Consider the following 22878-nt stretch of genomic DNA (forward strand, 5'->3'; position numbering starts at 1 on the left):
CCTCGATGCAGCATAGCGAAATCGAGGACTGTCGAAGCCTGGATCCTCGATTCCGCAAATCTTACTTGCTTACTTGTTCAGCAATGCCCACTGCAGCTGCCATTGATGCTCTGCATCGAACGGTTGCAGCGTGTGCACGTTTTTGCCGGTGCCGTGGGCTACCGGTACGCCGTCGCGGTAAACGAGGCGCTGGCTGTGGAGCGATGGAATCCGGTCGCCGGGCGTGATGATGCCGGTCAGATTCAGAGGGTCGGCCGCATTGATCACGGTCAGTTCCGGGATCAGCGGTGGCTTGCGCATGTCCCTGAGCAGGCCGACCGCTTCGGGTAAGGCAAACTGCTCGCCCGCGAAGCCTTGCACGAAGCGGCCGCCGCGCAGTTCGCCGCGCGCTTCCAGGCGGCGGTAAACATAGAGCAGCTCGCGCCAGCTCGGCAGGTTTTCTTCCCGCTCCAGCACCTTCCGAAACACCACGCCGTAGCGTTTGAGCAGCACGCGGGCGATATGCTCGACGGCCGGAAAATTCTCGGCCTTTGGTGCCCGCAACGGGCGCAGCAGCGACCAGCGTCCGGCCGCGGCGAAAGGATCGTAAATCGGATAGCGCTTGCCGCGCCGGTGCAGGATCTTTTGCGGCGTGACCAGGGTGCGGAGGCCCTGGAAACTGTCCGAGGTGATCAGGCCCGCGGCGGCCAGTTCGCCGAGCGCTTCCTCCAGTTGCGTCTTCAACAGCCCGGTTTCGCTGACCAATTCCTGAAAGAAACTCGCGCCCCATTCCTTGATCTTGGCATGCACCTTCAGCGCATTGCCGGAGAGTTCGAGCGCTTCGATGTCAGGAAGTGCCGCGAAGGCGCGCCAGGAATCCAGATGCTCGCGCGCGACCAAGGCGACCGGCGTGTTTTTACCGGCGGCTTTCGGGCTGCTGTCGCCGAGGGCTTTCAGGCGCAGCCAGATGAACTTGCCCGAGGTGCAAAGTTGATCCAGTTCGGAAGCGAAATAGGGTTTGATGCGCCGGGTCAGGATGTCATGTTCCCAGCCGAAGGCGGGCAGATTGCAGCCTTCGAGTTGCTGCAACGTTTTCGCGAGCGCGGCTTCGCCGCTGCCCGGTTCATTAAGACCATGCCAGTGAAACAGGAAGCGCATGTAGACGCTCGGCGCGACCGGCTCGATTTCCTTGCGCAATTGCTTCAGGGTATAGCGGTGGATGCGCGCGAGCAGGCCGCGTTCGCACCACTCGGTCGTCGCGGCTCCGGGCGTAAAGCGGCCTTGCAGCACGACGCCCTGTTGCTCCAGGGCGGTCAGCGCTTGATCGATTGGCGCTATCGGTAGCCCGAGCGGATGGGCCAGTTGTTCGACGGTAACGGGGCCCAGTCCTTCGAGGCGGCTGCGGACCAGATCGCGCAAGATGTCCTCTTCGGTTAGCTCCCGATCAAGCGGTACCGCCGGGATGTCCGGCGCCAGATCGGCCTTCGGAAACAGCGCCTGCAATTCGGACAGGCGTTCGGCCGCGACCCAAAGCCTTTGCCTCTGCGGCAGATTCATCACGGTCGCGCGCCGGCTTTGCTGCAAGGCCGCGAACAGTTCGGGCCAATCGTTTTGCAAGCCTTCTTGTTCGGTCATGAAGCCGAGGATGTTCAAGGCATCGTGCAGTTCGTCCGGATCGCGCGCTTCCGGCCAGGCTTCGCTCCGCACGCCGGCTATCGCCTCCGGGTTGAGCCGGCCGATCTCGGCCGCATCCTCGGGGCTGCCGAAGCGGCGCTGCTGGATCGCCAAGGTGCGGCGCTCTTCGGCCGGCGCGTCGTCGAGAAAGGCATAAGGGCGGGCATTGATGATTTCCAGTGCCAGCGGCGAAGGCGAGGTCAGGTCGCGGGCGATGATCTGAATCGCGCCGCTTTCGATGCCTTGCAGCAAGGCCTCCAGGCCGTCGATGTCCATCAGTTCGTGCAGGCAGTCCCACAGGGTTTGATCGACCAAGGGGTGATCGGGAATCTCGCGCTCGCCGGCGATATTCTCGAAACAGGCGAGCTGGTCCGGAAAGATCACCGCGATCAAATCTTCCGCGTCGTTGCGCTGGAACGGCGCCGGCACTTTCTTGCCGCCGCGGTTGCGCGGCACGGCGAGTGCGGTATTGGCGACCCAGCGCCAGCGCGTCGGGAACATCGGTGCGGCCATCAGCGCCTGGATTAGCACGTCCTTGACCGAGGCGGCCTTCAGATAACCGGCCGGCTCGATTAAGGGAAAACTGTGCGTCGGCCCGAGAGACAGCACGATATTGTCCTCGGTCGCGGCCGCCTGCAGTTCGAAATTGAAGCGTCGGCAAAAACGTTTCCTGAGCGCGAGGCCCCAGGCCTTGTTGACCCGAGAGCCGTAGCGCGAATGCACCACGAAATGCATGTCGCCGGTCTCGTCGAAAAAGCGTTCGAAGATGATGGTCTTGAACGACGGCAGCACGGTCAGCGCGGCTTTCGCGGTCGCAAGATAATGCTGCAGCTGTTCGGCGGCGGCCGTGGGCAGGCCGAGGCGATTGAAAATAAAGTCGTGCGCGGCATCGCCGCCTTGTTCGAGCAGTTGGTCGATCGTTTCGGACAAATCGGACACCGCCTCGGACAGTTCGCGACTGCGCCCCGGCGCTTCGCCGAACCAGAACGGAATGTTCGGCGGCTGGCCGTGCGCGTCCTCGACATAGACCTTGCCTTGCTCGATCGTCAGCATCCGGTAGGAATTGTTGCCGAGCTGGAAGATGTCGCCCGGAATACTTTCGAACGCGAAATCCTCGTTCAGGGTGCCGACGAAAAGCCCTTCCGGCTGCATGATCACATCGTAATCGAACTGATCCGGAATCGCGCCGCCGTTCATGATCGCGGTCAGCCGCGCGCCCTTGCGCGGCCGCAGCATGCCGTGCACGACATCGCGGTGCAGATAGGCGCCGCGCCGGCCGCGCCTTGTGTGGTAGCCGTCCGCGAGCATCTTGACGACTGCGGTGTATTGATCGGTAGTTAGCGTCCGGTACGGCCAGGCTTTGCGCAGGGCGTCGTACAGATCGCGCTCCGGCCATTCGCGGCAGGCGACTTCGGCGACGATTTGCTGGGCGAGCACATCGAGCGGGTGATCGGGGATAATAATCGTGTCGAGCTGATCGCTCGCGACCGCATGCAAAAGCGCGGTGCACTCGACCAGATCGTCGCGCGAGAGCGGAAACAGGCGGCCTTTCGGAATCGCGCCGAGCCTATGCCCGGAACGGCCGACCCTTTGCAGGAACGCCGCGATGCCGTGCGGCGAGCCGAGCTGGCAGACCAGGTCCACATCGCCGATGTCGATGCCGAGTTCGAGCGAGGCGGTCGCGACCAGCGCCTTCAGGCTGCCTTGCTTGAGCCGGGTTTCCGCATCGAGTCGGTGTTCCTTAGCCAGACTGCCGTGGTGCGCGGTCACGAATTCTTCGCCGAGACGCTCGGCCAAAGCGGCCGAGGCGCGTTCGGCCAGACGCCGGGTATTCACGAAAATCAGCGTGGTGTGATGATCGTTGATCAGTTCGACGAGGCGGTCGTAGATTTCGCTCCAGACCTCGGCCGCCATCACCGCTTCGAGCGGCGAACCGGTCACCTCGATCTTTAAATCGCGCTGCCGGACATGGCCGGTGTCGATGATCGTGCAGTTGTCGCCCCGGTCGCCGGTCAGGAAGCGCGCGATCGTGGTCAAAGGCTTTTGTGTCGCGGACAAACCGATACGCACCGGCGGCTTCTCGGTCAACTGCGTCAGCCGTTCCAGCGACAGCATCAGGTGCGCGCCGCGCTTGTTGCCGGCCAAGGCATGAATTTCGTCGACGATCACGCTGTGCACCGTTTTCAGCATCTCGCGGCCCGATTCGGAGGTCAAGAGGATGTACAGCGACTCCGGCGTGGTGACCAGAATATGCGGCGGGGTGCGTTTCATCTGGGTGCGCTCGGCCTGTGGGGTATCGCCGGTGCGGGTCTGGGCGCGGATCACGACGCCGGGCAGGGCGGCTTCGAGCAGCGCCATGCCGATGCCGGACAACGGCAGTTCGAGATTCTTGTGGATGTCGTTCGACAGCGCTTTCAGCGGGGAAATATACAATACCAGGGTCTGATCGGGCAGAAAGCCCTCGACGCCTTGTTTGACCAGTTGATCGATCACCGCGAGAAAAGCCGCCAGCGTTTTGCCGGAACCGGTTGGTGCGGCGATCAGCGTCGCCTGGCCTGCCTGGATCGCCGGCCAGGCCTGAGTTTGAACGTCCGTCGGTGCCTGGAATTGGTCTAAAAACCAACGCGCAACGACAGGATGGAAGGCGTGTAGCATGCGTGTCATGGCGTTAGCTGCCTGACATTAGGGAATTGGGTGGAAAAAACTCCGGCGTACCCGTAGGGCATAAATGGGTTTGCACAGCTTCTGCGCTGTGTGACGCTGCAGCGCCACCGGCTGCATTCCCACGCCGGGGCGTGGGAACGATGCAATCGAAGGCGTCGCCTTCGATTTCGGTGCCTGCTTTGTCGACCGTTGTTAGCCTTTTGAAGCGCGTTTGCGCTCGTGTTCCAAGAGCAGCCTCTTGCGCAAACGGATCGATTTCGGCGTGACTTCGACCAGTTCGTCCTCGTCGATGAATTCGAGCGCTTGTTCCAGTGTCATCTTCTGAATCGGCGTCAGAATCAGGTTTTCGTCGGTGCCGGCTGCGCGGATGTTGGTCAACTGTTTGGCCTTGCAAGGGTTCACGGTCAGATCGTTCGCACGCGAATGGATGCCGACCAACATGCCTTCATAGACTTCATCGGCATGCACCAGAAACAACTCGCCGCGTTCCTGCAATGCGAACAGCGCATAGGCCAGCGCCTTACCTTGCGTCATCGACACCAGCACGCCGCGTTTTCTGACGCCCAGTTCGCCTTTTTTCATCGGGCCGTAATGATCGAAGACATGATAGAACAGGCCGGAACCGGAAGTCGAGGTCATGAATTCGGTCTGGAAGCCGATCAGGCCGCGCGACGGCACCATGTATTCCAGACGCACCCGGCCTTTGCCGTCCGGCACCATGTTCAACAGATCGCCCTTGCGCTCGCCGAGTTTTTCCATCACCGTGCCCTGGTGAATTTCCTCGACTTCGATCGTGACCATTTCGAACGGTTCGTGCTTTTCGCCGTCGACTTCCTTCAGGATCACTTCCGGACGCGAAACGCCGAGTTCGAAGCCTTCCCGGCGCATGTTTTCGATCAGGACCGACAAATGCAATTCGCCGCGGCCCGAAACCTTGAATTTGTCCGGGTCGCCGGTGTCTTCGACGCGCAGAGCGACGTTATGCTGCAATTCCTTTTCCAGGCGTTCGCGGATTTGCCGCGAAGTCAGGAATTTGCCTTCCTTGCCAGCAAACGGCGAATTATTGACCTGGAAGGTCATCGTAACGGTCGGTTCGTCGACGGTCAGAGGCGTCATCGCTTCGACCGCATCGGGATGGCAAAGCGTATCCGAAATTTCGAGTTTTTCGATCCCGGTGAACGCGATGATGTCGCCGGCGTTCGCTTCCGGCACTTCGACCCGCTCTAGTCCGTTAAAACCGAAGACCTGCAAAATGCGTCCCTTGCGCTCCACGCCTTCGCGGCTGACGATGGTCAGTTGCATGTTGGTCTTGACCGTACCGCGCTGAATCCGACCGATGCCGATCACGCCGACATAGGTGTTGTAGTCGAGGCTCGATACCTGCATCTGGAATGGCCCGTCCCGATCGACCGCCGGCGGGCTGACATGTTTGACGATCGTTTCGAACAAAGGCGTCATGTCGCCGCCGGTGACCGACGATTCCAGGCCGGCAAAACCGTTCAAGGCCGAGGCATAAACGATAGGAAAATCCAGCTGTTCGTCGGTCGCGCCGAGGCGGTCGAACAGATCGAAAGTTTGATCGACGACCCAGTCCGGGCGCGCGCCGGGGCGGTCGATCTTGTTGATCACGACGATCGGTTTCAGGCCCAAAGCAAAGGCTTTCTGGGTTACAAAGCGAGTCTGCGGCATCGGTCCGTCCACCGCGTCGACCAGCAACAATACCGAGTCGACCATCGACAGCACCCGCTCGACCTCGCCGCCGAAATCGGCGTGGCCCGGGGTGTCGACGATATTGATATGATAACCGTTCCAGTCCAGCGCGGTGTTCTTCGCCAGGATCGTGATGCCGCGTTCTTTTTCGAGGTCGTTCGAGTCCATGACTCGCTCGGTGACTTTCGTGTGCGCGGCAAACGTGCCGGATTGTTGCAGTAACTTATCGACCAGCGTAGTTTTGCCGTGGTCAACGTGCGCGATGATCGCGACGTTTCTTAACTTATTGATATCCATTGATTAAACTTGAATGGGTTAGCGAATGATTGAAATGAGGCACATCCGGTGTCCACATTGCAAAAAGAGATTTCGTGATTAAATGACGTATAAGGTGGGGAATTATACACAAAAGATGCGTCGGTGTTTTTATCATTCAACGATTTACTGAAAAAATCAGGGTTACGGTTTCGCGCGCTAAGCCGTTATGGCCGAACGCTCCACCGAAATTATGCGAAAAAAATCAGAAAAAGAAAAACCCTCGACCGGAAAGTTCCGGTCGAGGGAAGGTTTGGTTGGCTCCGACGATGGCGGATTGCCTAGCGGCGAATCCGCCTTAGTGTGCCCGGCATGGGCTAAAACTTGTTATCTGAAATGAGATAACCGGAAGTAGTAACGACAACCGTAGCGAAACGCAAAGGGGAAGCCGTGAGGCCAGCCTGAAAGAAGCGCGTAGCAAAAGCACGACCGTAGGAACACGAACAAGCAGTGAGGCCGGGTGCGGGCGATGAGTGTGGTAGGGAACACGAAATCCAACCGTTACCGAAAGACGCATCAGGTAGAGCTTGGCGGCACGGGCGAAAAGTTTTAGCACCTTACCCGGGGAGGTCTCCCGTATGAGAGTTTGGGAGAAGTCAGCAGAGGCCGTAGTAGCGAAGAAGGCTTGGAAACAAGTTGGAGCGAAGGGCCGAAGGAATCGAGATACGACGGCAAGGCTCTCAAACGAAGCGAGTAGTCATTTGAAATCGAAAGGAGCGGCAACTGCGGTCGCTTCCCGACGAGTGGTGATTGGATACGCCTGGTGGATACGGGTCGAAGCCAAGGCTGCAAATGGCAAGCTGAGTGTTGGGGCGTCCGAACGTAAGCTGTATCGACAGGGAGCAAAACCCTGAACGGTGAAAACCGTTGATTCCAACCGCCGGATGCGGAAAACCGCACGTCCGGTGGTGTGGGAGGGGTAACGGGCGCAATCCCGTTACCTCCGCCCAATCAGTTGATCCGCCGTACGGCCGTATTCGTTCGTAGATTACTTTAACTTGAATAATGCAGAGATGTGTGAACTATCATCGGTCTTCATAGTAACTTCATAACAGGCACCTGATTTTTTCGGTGTCTGCCAGTTCTGGATGAATTGGCCGGCTACTGAGTCGTAGCGTAGCGAAGTGCCGCCTGTAGTCGTCAACTCGATATCTGCGGTTGGTTCGGATCCACCTGGGCAAGTTACTCCCTTAATGATGAATGAATCCACCACTGCGACATCGGTGAGTTCGGTAGTACCTGCGAAGACCTCAAACTTCAGAGGAACAGTCGATCCCCCTTTGACGGTGTTCCAGACGCCACCCATATCCACCGGCTGGTAGAATCCGTTGAGCGTCCAAGCATTAACAGTGTAAGTACTCGTTTCCACTGTTTGATTGTCAGCAAAGTCGTGGGCGGTAGCTTTCAAGGTGTGGGTTCCAAGGGCTGCGCTGTATCCAGTCACACCGCAATCTTTTGATCCGGAAAGGGTATCGGTTGCATCACAGGTCGGCGTAGACGGTACAGATCCAAAGTAGTAAATACCCCCATCACTGATGCCGCCATTCCAAGTTATTCCCGGTGCGGTCTTGTCAATTTTGACGGTAACCACGTTGCTTGGATCGCTAGTGTTGCCAGCCTTGTCAGCAACTGTTTGCGCGGTCGAAGCGACTGCTGCGCCTTCGCTACTCAAGATTTGATCATCAGGACAGCTTCCTGCTATACCAGAAATAGCATCATCACATGTGAAATGCACTGTAACGTTGCTTTTGTACCATCCCGCAACATTGGGAGCAGATGTCGCCGCGGCACTGATGGTCGGTTGGGTTTTGTCGATTTTGAGGTCCTTAGAAGCCGAACCATTGTTGCCCGCCAGATCCTTGCAGGTTGCATTCAATGTCAGTGCACCTTCGCCAGGAGGCACAATTGATGAATTGGTGGTTGTGATGCAATTAGCGTTGTCAATGCCTACCCCAGCATCGATCCAGTTCCAGTCGACAACCACATCGGTGTTGTTCCAGCCCTCGCCATTGGCAACCGGTGATTGTGAGGGCGCCGCTGTCGGCGGGGTAATATCGTTGACTTTTACGTCACATTCGTCCGAACTCATTAGCCCCCCAATATCCGTTACTTCCAATTTGAAACTCATCGTATCAAGGGGCGAAGTCAAGGAAGGCGCTGTTAAGGTTAGCGATTCAGTCGATGGATCAATTGGCCAGTCGGTTGGTACAGGTCCACCCGACGTCTGACTCCAGAGATAACTGGCAATACCGTCATCCGGATCGGTTGATCCGGTTCCGTCCAACGTGAAAGTTGCTCCCTCATCGACAGAAGAAGGACATGATGCGGCGGCGACAGGCGGCTCGTTTTCCCACACTACGTTGACCTCTTTTTCCGCTGTGCCGGCAAGAGAACCATCGGAAACGGTTAATTTGAATTTGAGGGTAACACCATTAGCGGGATAAGGGTTTGGGGCCGTAAAAGCTGCTGTATCAGTATTCGCGCCATTAAGAGTTACGTCAGGATCTGTAGGATTAATTTTGATTTGCTCCCATGAGTAGGAGGTGATTGTATCTCCATCTGGATCGGAAGACCCCTTGCCATCCAAGGTGACCAAATCATCTTGATGAATAAAACCATCTTGATGAATGGGAGCCGACGACACACTGATCTTGGCCTCTGGCGCTTGGTTGACGTCGACATAACTAATGCCGATAGTGGTGTCATTAGTAACAGTTACAGGGATGCAACCAGTACCGGTAACGGTTAATCTAAAACCTAATGACACACCCGACGGCACATTTGGCGCCGGAAAGGAAGCAGTGCATGTATTGGCATTTGTAAGAGTGACTGTTGGACTACCTGAGATTTGTGCCCAAGCGCATGATGTAGGATCGACGTTACCTGGGGTTATTTTTGAACCTGAGCCATCTAAGGTTACCACCGTAGCAGCACCTCCGGTAATAGCAGCTACAGATTGGTTTCCTGGAGTGATGGTTGCATGTACATTACAAGAAGGTACTGCGTATGTTGACGTAGCAGTGGCGTCCAATATTGCTGCTGATAGCAGGCAGAAAATTCGTTTTTGATAATTGGTTTTCATAGATCAAATCCTATTAGGCATTGTAAATCAGACACATTAGAAAGGAACCTTATTTATAAACATTGAATTAACCTCATCCCTCAAACCTGATCCCCTCCATCATCACCCCAACCCGCCAACCATCCAGGGTTTGCTCTGCTCTGACCACCAAGCCGCGGCACTGCACTCTTATACCCCACCCCTGAGGATCCGGTTGATGCAGAAAAAACCGGATTGCAAAACCGCAAGCTAACTGTTGGTCGGTCTCGATACAGACGCCTGTGATGCTGATATCGTGGGTCCATCCTCCGCCATGCTCGAACTCGACTAATAACGCGGCTGAATAGCGGGAGGCCGCGCGTTTTTCAATGAGTTGATGGCTATAACGTATTTCCATGGCTAAATTATTGTGGATAAGATAAATTTAAGCGACTTGGCGAAAGCTATATTTTTCTATATCGCATAGATATATTTTTTCTATATCTAAAGTGATAAACAGCTTGCTTCGCAGTCAATACAGGAGACAAATCCGTGCAAATCGCAAGGCCTGCGGCCAAGATGCGGCTTAAATGAATCGCGAACAGAATTCTCGCCTGGAGATTTCGGGGTAGGGATGGATAGGGCTTCGAACCTTGGATTGCCTTCGACGAATCCGCCGGCAATTTTTTCTGCTTTAGATCAGTCGATTATCCTGTGCATACAAAGTCAACGCGACGCGGCTTTTGATTTGCAGTTTGTCGAAGATGTTGTGCAGATGCACCTTGACCGTGCCTTCGCTGATGTGGCGCTGCTCGGCGATCTGTTTGTTGCTGTGGCCGCCTGCGACCAGTCGGATTAGGTCGACTTCGCGCGGAGTCAGTTGAGTCGGCAGCTTCTGTAAATTCTGTCTCGCGCTTTCGCGTTGCAGAAGTTTTTCGAGGGCGCGGCTGACCGAGTTTTTTTCGATCCATTCGCCGCCGGCAAAAACCTTTTTGATGCACTGGATTAGGAGCTCAGGCGGCATTTCCTTCAGCACCACGCCGCGAACACCGAGTTGAATCGCTTCGAGCACCTCATCGACCTCCAGCGCGGCGGTCAGAATGACGACCTTGGGGCGCGGATCGCGTTTGCGCAATTCGCGCAGCACCTGCAGGCCGTCCATTTTCGGTATTTTCAGATCGAGCAACAGAATGTCCGGTTGCCAGCGCGCAACGGCTTCGAGCGCCATTTCGCCATCGCTGCAGCAAGACTGCACATGCAGGTCCGGTTCGCCCGAGAATAGCAGTTGCAAACCTTTTAATACGATCGGGTAGCCGTCTACTATAACTAAGTTGATGGTCATAGATTGGGTCTGCGTGAGATGGCTTGGCCGAGGTTGAATAAGAAAGGTATTTCAGTAGGCAGGCTACTCCGTAAGTATAGCTTAATATTTTTAAGCCAAATAAAATAATCTTGGTCAGGTTACCCAAACATTGCAGGTAAGCCGACATCGTCTGAACGCTCGGTCTCTTGAATCGGCGAGATCGGTGGAATCGGCTAGTCGACTCCCCGGGCGAGACTAATTAGTCGAACTGTTGTAGAAAACTAGCGGCTTGGGCGTAATCAAACGGCCAGCCGAGTTCGCGGCGGCTTTCGGGCTCCAAGAGGACCGGAATTTTGATTGCATAGTCCGGCTGCCATTCCGGCTGTTCGGCAATGTCAATCAATTCAATCTGGGTCTCCGGAGCGATTTCGTTAACGCACGCCGCGACGATTTCCTGCGCCTCTTCGCACAGGTGGCAGCCTTCGGTGCCGAGCAATAACAGGCGCATCAATGTTTGCTCATTTTATCCTGGATGCTGAGGAGCAGCGCCGACACGACCAGGGTCAGATGCACGACGACATACCATAAGAGCTTGTCGTTGGCGGTCGCCTGGATATTCATGAACACTTTCAATAAATGGATCGACGAGATCGCGACGATCGAGGAGGCGACCTTGGTTTTCAAGGAGCCGTAGTCGTGCGTGCCGAGCCAGTCGAGTTTTTCGGTCGTTTCGTCGATATCGAGACGCGAGACGAAGTTTTCGTAGCCGCTGAACATCACGATCACGATCAGGCTGCCGACCATGGTCAGGTCGATCAAGGTCAACAGTTTCAGCACCAGGTCCGATTCGTTCATCTCCAGGATATGCGGCAGGAAGTGATAGAGTTCCTGGAAGAATTTGATAAACAGCGCGACGACGGCCAGACTCATGCCGACATAGACCGGCGCCAGAATCCACCGGCTGGCATACATGACGCGTTCGAGGTTGTGTTCGATTTTTTCTTTCAATGGCATGGGGTTGGTTTAGGGGCAGGATTCGATTCAGAGTTCAGGGCGTTTTGAATGGTGCGCCCTGAACGCTGAATTTTTTATCAATGATTCAGATGCGCGGACAGCCAGCGTTCGGCGACTTCTTCGGCAATGCCCTTGCGTTTGGCATAGTCCTGCAACTGGTCCTTGCCGATCTTGCCGACGTTGAAGTATTGCGCCTCCGGATGCGCGAAATACCAGCCGCTGACCGCGGAGGCAGGATACATCGCATAGCTTTCGGTCAGTACGATGCCGGCGTTTTCGGTCGCGTTCAGCAACTCGAACAGCTTGGCTTTTTCGGTATGGTCCGGGCAGGCCGGGTAGCCGGGGGCAGGGCGGATGCCCTGGTAGGCTTCCTCGATCAACTGCTCGCTGCCGAGTTTTTCGTCCTTGGCGTAGCCCCAATAATCGGTTCTGACCGCCTGATGCATGTATTCGGCCAGCGCCTCGGCCAAGCGGTCGGCCAGGGCTTTCAGCATGATCGCGCTGTAGTCGTCGTGATCGCTTACGAATTCGGCCAGCTTCCGTTCGATGCCGATGCCGGTCGTGACCGCGAAGGCGCCGACATAATCGGCAATGCCCTGGTCTTTAGGCGCGATGAAGTCGGACAGGCAATAATTCGGCCGGCCCGGCGCCTTCACGTTCTGCTGGCGCAGATGATGCAGCACCTCGCGAACCTCGGTGCGGGTTTCGTCCTGATAGACGATCACATCGTCGCCGTCGCTGTTGGCCGGGAAAAAGCCGATCACCGCGCGCGCGGTCAGCCATTCCTCGCTGATGATCTTGTGCAGCATCACCTGCGCATCGTCGAACAGTTTGCGCGCCTCCACGCCGACCACGCTGTCGTCCAGAATTTTCGGATAGCGTCCGGCCAGTTCCCAAGTTTGAAAGAACGGCGACCAGTCGATGTACCAGACCAGGGTGTCGAGCGGGAAGCGGTCGATCACCCGGACGCCGAGGAAGGACGGCTTGACCGGCACATGTCCGTCCCAGGCCGGCTTGTTGCGGCGCGCGTCTGCGAGCGGATGCTGTGGGGTCTTCGCTTCCTTGCCTTTGTGGCGCTCGCGGACCTCAAGGTATTCGGCATGCACCGCCGCGATATAATCGGTCTGAAAATCGGCGCTGAGCAGGTTGCCCGCGACGCCGACGCCGCGCGAGGCGTCCGGCACATAGACCGTCGCGCCTGCGTAATTCGGCTCGATCTTGACCGCGGTATGCGCGCGCGAGGTGGTTGCGCCGCCGATCAGCAGCGGAATCGTAAAGCCCTGGCGCTGCATTTCTTTCGCGATATGCACCATTTCGTCGAGCGACGGCGTGATCAGGCCGCTGAGGCCGATGATGTCGACGTTTTCCTTGCGTGCGGTTTGCAGGATCGTCTCGGCCGGCACCATCACGCCGAGGTCGATCACTTCATAGTTGTTGCATTGCAGTACGACCCCGACGATGTTCTTGCCGATGTCATGCACGTCGCCCTTGACCGTCGCCATCAGAATCTTGCCGTTGGTTTGGCGCTCGCCGGCCTGTGCGGCTTCCATGAACGGCATCAGATAGGCGACCGCTTTTTTCATCACCCGCGCCGACTTGACGACCTGCGGCAGGAACATCTTGCCGGCGCCGAACAGATCGCCGACCACGTTCATGCCGTCCATCAACGGGCCTTCGATGACGTGCAGCGGTTTTTCGGCTTCCAGTCGCGCCTGTTCGGTGTCTTCGTCGATAAAGTCCGCGATGCCTTTGACCAGCGCATGTTCGAGGCGCTTGTTGACCGGCCAGCTGCGCCATTCCAGTTCCTCCGGTTTAACCGCGCCTGTCGAGCCGTCGCCGCGGTAGCGTTCGGCGATTTCGAGCAGCTTTTCGGTCGCGCCGGGATGCAGATTCAGGACCACATCCTCGACCGCAGCGCGCAACTCGGCCGGGATGTCCTCATAGATCGCCAATTGGCCCGCATTCACGATGCCCATGTCCATGCCGGCCTGGATCGCATGGTACAAAAATACCGCGTGAATCGCCTCGCGGACCGGATTGTTGCCGCGGAACGAGAACGATACGTTCGAGACGCCGCCGGAGATCAACGCATGCGGCAAGGATTCCTTGATTTCGCGCGTCGCTTCGATGAAGTCCATGCCATAGTTGTTATGCTCGTCGATGCCGGTCGCGATCGCGAAGATATTCGGATCGAAGATGATGTCTTCGGGCGGAAAGCCGAGCTGTTCGGTCAGGATGTGATAGGCGCGGGTACAGATTTCGACCTTGCGGGCCTTGGTGTCGGCCTGGCCGGCTTCGTCGAAGGCCATCACGATCACTGCCGCGCCGTAGCGCCGGACCTTTTTCGCGTGTTCGATAAAGAGCGCCTCGCCTTCCTTCAGTGAGATCGAATTGACGATGCCCTTGCCCTGGATGCATTTGAGGCCGGCTTCGAGGATTTCCCATTTGGACGAATCGAGCATGATCGGCACTTTCGCGATGTCCGGCTCCGCCGCCAGCAGCATCAGAAAGCGCACCATCGCATCCTTCGATTCGAGCATGCCTTCGTCCATGTTGATGTCGATCACCTGCGCACCGTTTTCGACCTGATGGCGCGCCACCTCGAGCGCGGCTTCGTAATCGCCGGCGACGATCAGTCGTTTGAAGGCGGCCGATCCGGTCACATTGGTGCGCTCGCCGACGTTCACGAACAGGCTGTCAGGGCCGATCGTCATCGGTTCGAGGCCGGACAGTCGGCAGGCTTTCGGGATGTCGGGGATGATTCTCGGCGGGAAGGGCGCCACCGCCTCGATGATCGCCTTGATGTGCGCCGGCGTGGTGCCGCAGCAGCCGCCGATGATGTTCAGATAACCCTGCCGCGCCCAGTCGGCGATTTCTTTCGCCATCGCCTCGGGGGATTCGTCATACTGGCCGAATTCGTTCGGCAGGCCCGCATTCGGATGCGCGGAGACATGGGTGTCCGCGATCGTCGACAGTTCGTCGATGTATTGGCGCAGTTCTTTCGCGCCGAGCGCGCAGTTGAAACCGAACGAGATCGGCTCGACATGCTTCAGGGAATGCCAGAATGCGGCGACGGTCTGGCCGGACAGCGTTCTGCCGGAGGCGTCGGTGATCGTGCCGGAAATCATCACCGGCAGCTTGTAGCCGATCTTTTCGAAATAGGCGTCGACCGCGAAGGCCGCTGCCTTCGCGTTCAGCGTGTCGAATACCGTTTCGATCAGGATGATGTCGGCGCCGCCGTCGATCAGGCCTTGGGTCGCCTCTGTGTAGGCGTCGACCAGGGCGTCGAACGAAATATTGCGGAAACCCGGGTCGTTCACGTCCGGCGACATCGAGGCGGTCCGGTTGGTCGGCCCTAATACGCCCGCGACGAAACGGGGTTTGCCCGGCGTTTTCAGTGTATAGTCATCCGCGGCCTGGCGTGCGAGGCGCGCCGATTCGACATTGATTTCATAAACCAAGGACTCCATCCGATAATCGGCCATCGCGACGCGCGTCGAGTTGAAGGTATTGGTCTCGATGATGTCGCAGCCGACTTCGAGATAGGCGCCGTGAATCGCCTTGATGATCGCGGGCTGGGTCAATGACAACAGGTCGTTATTGCCCTTCAGGTCGATAACCCAGTCGGCGAAACGCGTGCCGCGGTAATCTTTTTCCTCCAGCTTGTAGCTCTGGATCATTGTGCCCATCGCGCCGTCGAGGAATAAAATTTTCTGGGAGAGGAGCTGTTTTAACACGCTGATTTTGTCCATGGGCGAAGATAAAAGGTCGGGCTGGAGCATCGAAAAATTGCGGTAGACGGGTTCGATCTATATTATTTGGAATTTTTCAGAGGAGGTATGTCTATGTCCAAGCCGTCGATAGTCGATGTGATAAAAAGTGTTTTGTCCGCAGTTCTAGGGGTGCAAAGCGAAAAAAACCGGCAAAAAGATTTTACGCAGGGTTCGCTGCCGATGTACCTGATTGCGGGGCTGATCTTTACGATCATTTTTGTGTCCGTGATCGTCGCCCTGGTGCGGATGGTCGTCGGTTAACGGGGCTTTCTCAAGGCATTGGCCGGGAGCCGATGCCGTAAACTAAAAAGCTCAAGCCAGGCTTGAGCTTTTTAATCAGACGGACGCCGTGCGGCGCTTATTCCGGAGACTTGAAGCTTTGTCCAATGCTGGTAAACATTTCCTTGATGCCGCTGAACAGATTGCCGACGGAAAAAGTTTCCTTCGTGACGAATTTCAGCCGCACAAAGGCAACTGCGAGTACGCCCGCAAGCGGTGGCATCAGTTCTAAAAATACCGACAATAAATAGCCGCCGGCGCCTTGGAAACCGCCTTCATTTTTTCTGTCGCCGACGCTGAGCAGGTCTCTTTCATAGTCAGCGCCGCCGCTGCTGCCTCTGATCGCTTCGAGGATATAGACGTTGCCCTGCACCAGCAGAGTCTGCACTGCAAAAAAGACGCCGGCCGCGATAGCGACCCACAGCAATGGGTTGTTGATTTTTGCTTTGATTGCCGACTGATAGACCCAGACTACGGCAAGCACCATTAAAATTCCACCAATCATAGTTACACCTTCGTTATTTTCTTAGTTATTATTTTTTTAGGAAAAAGTAATTAAAAGAGCATTTGAGCGTCATGCGGTCGGCAGTTTTTTCGACGGCCTTGCATGATTCAAACTTGCCGCGTCCGGGCGACACTTCTTTTTTCAACACTCCATCCTCGACCATATATTTTACTTCGATTTTCATCTCGTTGGTACGGCCGAGCGAGTCGGTCGCGATCGTGTGCAGGATGCCGCCATCCCCAAAGTCCCAGACGATATTGACATCTTTCTTTTCGCCGTCGAGTTTTGCCGCTTCCGCATACACGGTCCATTTACCGATGACATCGCTGGCATCCTTTAACTCGACATCAGCATTTGCCGTAAATGACGCCAACAACGCTACCGATGATACTAAATAGTGGCGCATGAATTTACCCCTCAGTCCAAATCAAATACACAGAATTCCAACTATACCACACTCGCCATCCAAGGTCATGCGAGTACCGCAAAAAGAATCCCGCGCGCCGGCGCCCGCCTGTTTATCCGTCAATAACCCTTGACTTTAGTGAAGCCTAAAGTATCATGTAGCTTCCATTTGCTACTAACCTGGCAATTTCTAAAAAAATATTAACATAATAGGTAGGACTAATATGGGGTTCATCTTAGATTTGACTGAGACATTGAAAACACCAGCGGGTATCGTTGGTTTGTTGGTTGTAATCGGTGCTGTCTTGGCACTGGTAAAATGGGTTTTCGCTCCACACCCAGACGACGAGCAATAAAGTTCTGTCTCGATCCGCTTAATTTAAGTATGTAGGCCGCTTCGCTGATCTTAAGTCATTTAACGATCAGGAGCGGCCTATTATTTTTTCCGAAGTTTTTCCTCTCCCCCCATTCAAAATTTGCTTCAGGCGGCTTTCTCGCCTAAGGTAAGTCTTTTAAAAAATCATGTTTGGCCTGAACGGCGCCGCGCAAAAGTCCAGTTTGGCCCGATTGCCTGCCATGTCATCGATGGCTTCAGCGGAAGACTTGTCATGTTTTGACGAGTCCGGTTAAAGTCCGTTCCTGAGTTGAAACCCTTTTTGCCGAAAATCATGACCCGATTCCCAGATCGAAAGACGCCAGTATCCTGCCAGGCGGAAGTCAGCGAATGCCAAGTGCTTGTCGATCCCGGCAAGAGCCGGCGTTTGCGTGCGATGTTGCAAGGCAAAAACGCCGACGTACAGGAACATCAGGTCGCATCTGTCGCCGAATCGGATCATGCGTTGGATCTGCCTGCCGGCGTCGTGCGCGAATTGCAGCAGGCGCGGCGGATTATCGATGATGAAATCGAACGAATCATGGGCTTTTTTCCAGAGGGTAGGAAAAACAACCTGTTTAAGATAAGATTCGGTACCCTGGAAGAAATCAGGGCAATGGACATTCAGGAAATTTTTAAGCGGCTGAAACTCGTAGATCAATGCGCACATTTGAATCGGTTGCGGAAGATCAATTATTATGGTGAAAAAGTTTCCTGACCGTGCCGTTTGCCTGACGGCCTGAATTATGTGGAAAGGCGGTGCTTTTCTGCCTTGTGCGCCCAATGAGAAATTAATGATGCAAAAACGTTTTATTTTACTCTGTGTGCTGCCGGTGGTTTTGCCGGGCTGCGCGGGTCTTTACGAGCAACAATCCCCCGCGCCGGTTTATGGCGGTCCTGCTCCGGTTTACAGGCAGCGGCCGGTGCAGGTGCCGCTGCCGCCGCCGGTTCAGATTCCGGAGCCCACGGTCAAAACGACGCCGATCCCAGAATTCAACCAGCAGGTGGTGCCGATTGCTCCGGCTCCGGCGCCGATGCCCGGAGAAACGGGCGATTCCCTGGCTTTGTTGCCGGATGCCGAGGCGTCGGTTGCCGCTCCGACGCCGGTGGTTCCAGGGGCGACATTGCCTGTCTCCGCACCGGAAACGTTTACGCCGCCTCCCTTTCAGCCGATAGAGCCCTCCGCTTCATCTTCGCCGGCTGTCGGCGCCCTAGTGACGGCTGCTAATCAGAACAGTCAAGCGGGCAATCTGGATTCGGCGATCGCGACGATTGAACGCGCCCGCAGCATCGAGCCGAACAATGCCGGCCTCTATTACAAGCTGGCGTTGTTGCGTATAAAACAGGGCAAACCGAAACTGGCCGAGGAACTGGCGAAAAAAGCCGCGCTGTTGGCCCAAGGCGATAGGCATCTGAAAAAACACAGCTGGTTGTTGATTGCGCATGCGCGCGAAATGCAAAAAGATTTTGACGGCGCGCAAGCGGCGCGCGACAAAGCCGCCGGATTTTAGCCTGCCGGGTCCGGCTGCGCCGAAAACAGTCGCGGCCCGCGGCATAATCACCGATAATAAGCGCTTTTTTCGCCAAGCGTTAGACTTCTTATTTCCGTAATGAAACTGGAAAAAATCAAGCTGTCGGGTTTCAAATCGTTCGTCGACCCGACAACCATTCCGATCCACGGTAATCTGACCGCGATCGTCGGCCCGAACGGCTGCGGTAAATCGAACATCATCGACGCGGTGCGCTGGGTGATGGGCGAAAGTTCGGCCAAGCATCTGCGCGGCGGCAACATGGCCGACGTGATTTTCAACGGCTCCTCGACCCGGAAGCCGATCAGCACCGCCTCGGTCGAACTGGTGTTCGACAACAGCGAAGGCAAACTGGGCGGCGAATACGCGAATTATTCGACCATTGCGATCAAGCGTCAGGTCAGCCGCGACGGCCAGTCGCAGTTTTTGCTGAACGGTTCGAAGTGCCGGCGCAAGGACATTACCGACATCTTTTTGGGCACCGGTCTCGGCGCGCGCAGTTATGCGATCATCGAACAGGGCACCATTTCACGAATTGTGGAGGCGAAGCCGGACGATTTGCGCCTGCATATCGAGGAAGCGGCCGGCATTTCCAAATACAAGGAAAGACGCCAGGAAACCGAGTCGCGGATGCAGAATACCCGCGAGAATCTGGAGCGCTTGCAGGATCTGCGCGATGAAGTCGAAAAGCAGCTGAAGCATTTGCAAAAGCAGGCCGAAAAAGCCGAGAAATACACCGAGCTGAAAAAGCAGGAGCGCCAGTTCAAGCTGGAGTTGCTGGCGATGCGCTGGCAGTCGCATCAGGTTGCCGCGGCCGCGCTCGAGACGCAGATGCAGGAAGCGGCCAGTGAGCATAATCGGGTCTTTGTCGAATTGCGCGAACTGGACGGCGCGCTCGAGAATAAACGCGGCGACCATAAGAACCAGCAACAGGCTTTGAACAAGACCCAGGGCGAGTATTACGGCGTGGTCGCCGAGGTCGGCAGCCTCGAGCAGGCGATTCGGCATAACGAGCAGTCGCACCAGGAAACCCAGGTCGAAATCGAGCGCACCCGCCGCCAGGCCGACCAGGCGCAGGAAGAAATCGATGCCGACCGGCAGCAGCTGGAAACGCTGAAACAGGCGGAGTTGATGGCCGAGGAGGCTTTGGCTGTCGCCGAGCAGCAGTTGGAAGAAAGCCTGCAATTGCAGCAAGGCGTGCAGCAGCAACAGCGCGACTGGCAGGCGGAGTGGGAGGTCTACCGGACCGAAAGCGCGCGCTACCAGGAGCAGGCCGAAGTCGAGCGGGCCAAATCCCGGCAAATGGAAAATCAGAGCCGGCAACTGCAAGCCCGGCGCGAGCAATTGCAGATCGAGCGCGAGGAATTGTCCGAGAGCGAGCTCGAAGACGAAATCGAAGCCTTGGCCGAAGAGATCGATCTGCTCGAAGCGGAGCGCGCCGAATTGCAGGAAAAGATCGAGGCGGCGCAGCAGAGGATTCGCGAACGGCGGGACGAGATCAAAAGCCTTCACGGCGACCTGCACAAACAGCGCGCGGAACTGCACAGTGTCCGGGGCAAGATTACCTCACTCGAATTGCTGCAGCAGCATGCGATGGGCAAGGACAACAAGAAGCTGAACGACTGGCTGAACTCGGTGCATCTCGGCGGACGTCAGCGTCTGGCCGAAGGGCTGGACGTGCAGCCGGGCTGGGAAACCGCGGTCGAAACGGTGCTGGGCGGCTATCTGGATGCGATTTGCGTCGAGGATGCCGATGCGGTGGTGGCGGAGTTGCCGCGTTTGCAGGGCGACTCGCTCGCGCTGTTCGAGACCGGTTTCAATTCGCCGTTTGCGGCGATGCAGAGCGGCGAGCCTTTGCTGAATAAAGTCTCGGCGCCCTGGAATTTGAGCGCGATGCTTGCCGGCATTTACTGTGCCGACGATCTGGCCGAAGCCAGGCATCTGGCATCCTCACTCAAGCCCTATGAATCGGTGATCACGCCGGACGGCGCCTGGTTCGGGCCGGGCTGGATAAGGATCATCCGCGCGCAAGACAGCAAGACCGGGGTGTTGCAGCGCGAGCGCGAGTTGCGCCAGTTAAAACAGCGCCAGGACGCGTTGCAGACCGAGATCGCCGCCTTCGAGGAGCGTCTCGAAGCCGCCGAGGACGATCTGAAATCGGCCGAACGCAGCCGCGACACCCAGCAGCAGGAAGATAAAACCTTGCAGAGCCGGCTGTCGATGCGCAGCGCCGAACATAGCGCGAAAAGCGCACGCTTCGAGCAGCAGCTGCGCCGGATCGAGCAACTCGGCCGTGAATTGGGCGATATCGACGCGCATATCGGCGAAAATGCGGAGCAGATCGCCGAATCCGCGCAGTTGGTGCAGGAAGCCGAGCAGATTCTCGAACAAAAGGCGCAGCAAAAGCAGAGTCTCGAAAGCGTCAATCAGGATCTGCACAGCCAGCAAAAGACCACCGAACAGGCGGTGCATGACGCGCGGCAGAAAGTCTTTACGCTCAAATCCCAGATTGAGTCGTTGCTGGCTTCCGAAAACCATACGGCGAAACAGATCGAGCGCCTGGAACTGCAATACCGGCAATTGCTCGAACGCAAGGCCGAGCTGGAGAAAAAACAGCAGGAGACCTTGCAGCCGCTCGACGAAGAAAAGCTGCAATTGCAGGAGTTGACGCTCGACCGCGAGCGCCTCGACAGACAATTGAAAGCGCAGCGCGAATTGCAGGAGCAGATCGAAGCGGACATCTCCAGGGCGTCACAGGAGCAAGTTCGCCTGCAACACGCGCTCGAAAAACGCAAGGAAATGCTCGACAAGATTCGTTACGAATTGCAGGAAAGCCGGGTGCGTCAGCAGACCGTCAACGAACAGTTGAGCGAGATCGAAGCCGATGCGGCCGAGGTGCTGAAAAATTTGCCGGAAGCCGCGGAAGAACCGGTCTGGAAGAAAAAAGTCGATGAGCTGACCCAGCAGATCGAGCGCCTCGGCGCGATCAATCTGACCGCGATCGAGGAGTTCAAGACGCAGACCGAACGGATGAGCTTCCTGAATGCGCAGCATGCCGATCTGATTGAAGCGCTAGAGACACTGGAGCTTGCAATCAGTAAAATAGACAAGGAAAGCCGGCTGCGCTTTAAGGAAACTTTCGATAAAATAAACGGCGGCTTGCAGGAAAAATTTCCGAAGTTGTTCGGCGGCGGCCAGGCCTACCTGGAACTCAGCGACCAGGATTTGCTCGAATCGGGAGTGAACATCATCGCGCGCCCGCCCGGCAAGCGCAACAGCTCGATTCATTTGCTGTCCGGCGGTGAAAAGGCGCTGACCGCGGTCGCGCTGGTGTTTTCGATTTTCGATCTGAATCCGGCGCCTTTCTGTTTGCTCGACGAGGTCGATGCGCCGCTCGATGATGCGAATGTCGGCCGCTTTTCGAAAATGGTCGAGGAAATGTCGTCCGCAGTGCAGTTTTTATATATTTCGCATAACAAGGCCACAATGGAAATCGCGCACCAACTGGCCGGCGTCACGATGAAAGAGCCGGGCGTGTCCCGGATGGTCGCGGTCGATTTAGAAGAAGCAGTCAGCCTGGCGGAAACCTGATGGATAAAGAATTATTAAGAATTGTGATCATTGCAACCGGTCTGATCATCATTACCGGCATGCTGGCGTGGGCGTTCGTCAGAAACACCAAGCACCGGCGCAGTCTGGAGGATTTCGATGACGAAATCCAGCCGACCTCCGACCGCCACGCGAAAGCGCTGATTGACGAGGATGATTTTCTCCCTGCGTTCGGCGAGGACGAGGACTACTCGGATGACTTCGCCCCCGCTGCGGCGCATGGGGACGAGGCCGGTAAAGCGGGACGCTATCAAGTCTCGGATAGCGAGTATAAAGATGACGATGATGAGGATTTCGAACCGGAACCGCGCTTTGTCGCGCCGAGCATCATCCAGTTCTCGCTGGTCGCGAATCAGGATGAAGGCTTCAACGGGCTCGATCTTGCGCATGCATTCGACATCGTCGGCCTCGAATATGGCAACCTGAAAATCTACGAGCGGCTCGATGCGAAACGCCTGGTCGATTTCGGCGTCGCGAGCATGGTGCGGCCCGGAACCTTTCCGGAACACGATCTGGAGACCTATTATTGTCCCGGCATCGTGTTTTTCATGCAGCCCGGCGAACTGGATGATCCGGTATCGGTGTTCGATGATTTCGTGCAGACGGTCGTGTTCATGGCGACCGAACTCGACGGCACCGTGCTCGATCATGAACACAAGCCATTGAGCGAAAGGACCGTAGCGTTGATTCGCCAGAGTTTGTAAGC

General features: G+C 56.5%; 15 protein-coding genes. 5 read left to right on the top strand and 10 right to left on the bottom strand.

The features are described 5' to 3' along the window. Positions 1–69: 69 nt before the first annotated feature. The 8 genes from METLA_RS0101945 to metH all read right to left on the bottom strand — a co-directional run bounded on the left by METLA_RS0101945 (position 70) and on the right by metH (position 15451). Positions 70–4317 (bottom strand): DNA glycosylase AlkZ-like family protein, encoded by a 4248-nt coding sequence (locus METLA_RS0101945; protein ID WP_024296951.1) that lies wholly within the window; start codon positions 4315–4317, stop codon positions 70–72. A gap of 192 nt (positions 4318–4509) precedes the next feature. Beyond that, on the bottom strand, positions 4510–6324 hold the full coding sequence (gene typA / locus METLA_RS0101950; RefSeq protein WP_024296952.1) for a translational GTPase TypA: 1815 nt from the start codon (positions 6322–6324) through the stop codon (positions 4510–4512). 1006 nt (positions 6325–7330) lie between these two features. Beyond that, positions 7331–9424 carry a PxKF domain-containing protein gene (locus METLA_RS0101965; protein ID WP_152539348.1) on the bottom strand — a complete coding sequence of 698 codons (2094 nt, stop codon included), beginning with the start codon at positions 9422–9424 and terminating at the stop codon, positions 7331–7333. A gap of 73 nt (positions 9425–9497) precedes the next feature. Next, the gene (locus METLA_RS0101970) at positions 9498–9800 is read right to left on the bottom strand and encodes a PilZ domain-containing protein (RefSeq protein WP_024296955.1); all 303 of its coding nucleotides are present in this window, start codon (positions 9798–9800) and stop codon (positions 9498–9500) included. Positions 9801–10076: 276 nt separating this feature from the next. Beyond that, the gene (locus METLA_RS0101975) at positions 10077–10724 is read right to left on the bottom strand and encodes a response regulator (protein ID WP_024296956.1); all 648 of its coding nucleotides are present in this window, start codon (positions 10722–10724) and stop codon (positions 10077–10079) included. A gap of 220 nt (positions 10725–10944) precedes the next feature. Next, positions 10945–11193 carry a glutaredoxin family protein gene (locus METLA_RS0101980; protein WP_029646325.1) on the bottom strand — a complete coding sequence of 83 codons (249 nt, stop codon included), beginning with the start codon at positions 11191–11193 and terminating at the stop codon, positions 10945–10947. After that, positions 11193–11699: a TIGR00645 family protein gene (locus tag METLA_RS0101985; protein WP_198408437.1), complete on the bottom strand. Its 507-nt coding sequence runs from the start codon at positions 11697–11699 to the stop codon at positions 11193–11195. Before METLA_RS0101985 ends, METLA_RS0101980 begins: the two co-directional genes overlap by 1 nt. 77 nt (positions 11700–11776) lie before the next feature. Next, the gene (gene metH, locus METLA_RS0101990) at positions 11777–15451 is read right to left on the bottom strand and encodes a methionine synthase (protein ID WP_024296959.1); all 3675 of its coding nucleotides are present in this window, start codon (positions 15449–15451) and stop codon (positions 11777–11779) included. A gap of 93 nt (positions 15452–15544) precedes the next feature. Between metH and METLA_RS0101995 the strand changes: the two genes are divergently transcribed. Continuing rightward, entirely contained in the window at positions 15545–15733 is a 189-nt protein-coding gene (locus tag METLA_RS0101995) for a DUF2970 domain-containing protein (RefSeq protein ID WP_024296960.1), read from the top strand. A gap of 97 nt (positions 15734–15830) precedes the next feature. Here the strand turns inward: METLA_RS0101995 and METLA_RS0102000 are convergent, their stop codons facing one another. After that, a complete protein-coding gene (locus METLA_RS0102000; RefSeq protein WP_024296961.1) occupies positions 15831–16256 on the bottom strand; it encodes a hypothetical protein in 426 nt (141 codons plus the stop codon). Positions 16257–16284: 28 nt separating this feature from the next. Further along, positions 16285–16662, bottom strand: a complete 378-nt coding sequence (locus tag METLA_RS0102005) for a hypothetical protein (RefSeq protein ID WP_024296962.1) — start codon at positions 16660–16662, stop codon at positions 16285–16287. Between the two features lie 667 nt (positions 16663–17329). Here METLA_RS0102005 and METLA_RS0102010 point away from each other — a divergent pair. From METLA_RS0102010 to METLA_RS0102025, 4 genes are all read left to right on the top strand, one after another. After that, complete coding sequence (locus tag METLA_RS0102010; RefSeq protein ID WP_152539349.1) at positions 17330–17752, top strand: hypothetical protein; 423 nt, start codon at positions 17330–17332, stop codon at positions 17750–17752. A gap of 79 nt (positions 17753–17831) precedes the next feature. Then, positions 17832–18545 (top strand): tetratricopeptide repeat protein, encoded by a 714-nt coding sequence (locus tag METLA_RS0102015; RefSeq protein WP_029646326.1) that lies wholly within the window; start codon positions 17832–17834, stop codon positions 18543–18545. Positions 18546–18644: 99 nt separating this feature from the next. Next, positions 18645–22154 (top strand): chromosome segregation protein SMC, encoded by a 3510-nt coding sequence (smc, locus tag METLA_RS0102020; RefSeq protein ID WP_024296965.1) that lies wholly within the window; start codon positions 18645–18647, stop codon positions 22152–22154. Continuing rightward, positions 22154–22876 (top strand): cell division protein ZipA C-terminal FtsZ-binding domain-containing protein, encoded by a 723-nt coding sequence (locus tag METLA_RS0102025; protein WP_024296966.1) that lies wholly within the window; start codon positions 22154–22156, stop codon positions 22874–22876. Before smc ends, METLA_RS0102025 begins: the two co-directional genes overlap by 1 nt. Positions 22877–22878: the final 2 nt, after the last annotated feature.

The organism is Methylomicrobium lacus LW14, assembly GCF_000527095.1.
In the GTDB taxonomy this organism is placed as follows: domain Bacteria; phylum Pseudomonadota; class Gammaproteobacteria; order Methylococcales; family Methylomonadaceae; genus Methylomicrobium; species Methylomicrobium lacus.

Excerpts from the sequence above, each read along its gene's own strand:
- METLA_RS0101945 (WP_024296951.1), bottom strand. The coding sequence starts at position 4,317 with ATGACACGCATGCTACACGCCTTCCATCCTGTCGTTGCGCGTTGGTTT.
- typA (WP_024296952.1), bottom strand. The coding sequence starts at position 6,324 with ATGGATATCAATAAGTTAAGAAACGTCGCGATCATCGCGCACGTTGAC.
- METLA_RS0101965 (WP_152539348.1), bottom strand. The coding sequence starts at position 9,424 with ATGAAAACCAATTATCAAAAACGAATTTTCTGCCTGCTATCAGCAGCA.
- METLA_RS0101970 (WP_024296955.1), bottom strand. The coding sequence starts at position 9,800 with ATGGAAATACGTTATAGCCATCAACTCATTGAAAAACGCGCGGCCTCC.
- METLA_RS0101975 (WP_024296956.1), bottom strand. The coding sequence starts at position 10,724 with ATGACCATCAACTTAGTTATAGTAGACGGCTACCCGATCGTATTAAAA.
- METLA_RS0101980 (WP_029646325.1), bottom strand. The coding sequence starts at position 11,193 with ATGCGCCTGTTATTGCTCGGCACCGAAGGCTGCCACCTGTGCGAAGAG.
- METLA_RS0101985 (WP_198408437.1), bottom strand. The coding sequence starts at position 11,699 with ATGCCATTGAAAGAAAAAATCGAACACAACCTCGAACGCGTCATGTAT.
- metH (WP_024296959.1), bottom strand. The coding sequence starts at position 15,451 with ATGGACAAAATCAGCGTGTTAAAACAGCTCCTCTCCCAGAAAATTTTA.
- METLA_RS0101995 (WP_024296960.1), top strand. The coding sequence starts at position 15,545 with ATGTCCAAGCCGTCGATAGTCGATGTGATAAAAAGTGTTTTGTCCGCA.
- METLA_RS0102000 (WP_024296961.1), bottom strand. The coding sequence starts at position 16,256 with ATGATTGGTGGAATTTTAATGGTGCTTGCCGTAGTCTGGGTCTATCAG.
- METLA_RS0102005 (WP_024296962.1), bottom strand. The coding sequence starts at position 16,662 with ATGCGCCACTATTTAGTATCATCGGTAGCGTTGTTGGCGTCATTTACG.
- METLA_RS0102010 (WP_152539349.1), top strand. The coding sequence starts at position 17,330 with ATGACCCGATTCCCAGATCGAAAGACGCCAGTATCCTGCCAGGCGGAA.
- METLA_RS0102015 (WP_029646326.1), top strand. The coding sequence starts at position 17,832 with ATGCAAAAACGTTTTATTTTACTCTGTGTGCTGCCGGTGGTTTTGCCG.
- smc (WP_024296965.1), top strand. The coding sequence starts at position 18,645 with ATGAAACTGGAAAAAATCAAGCTGTCGGGTTTCAAATCGTTCGTCGAC.
- METLA_RS0102025 (WP_024296966.1), top strand. The coding sequence starts at position 22,154 with ATGGATAAAGAATTATTAAGAATTGTGATCATTGCAACCGGTCTGATC.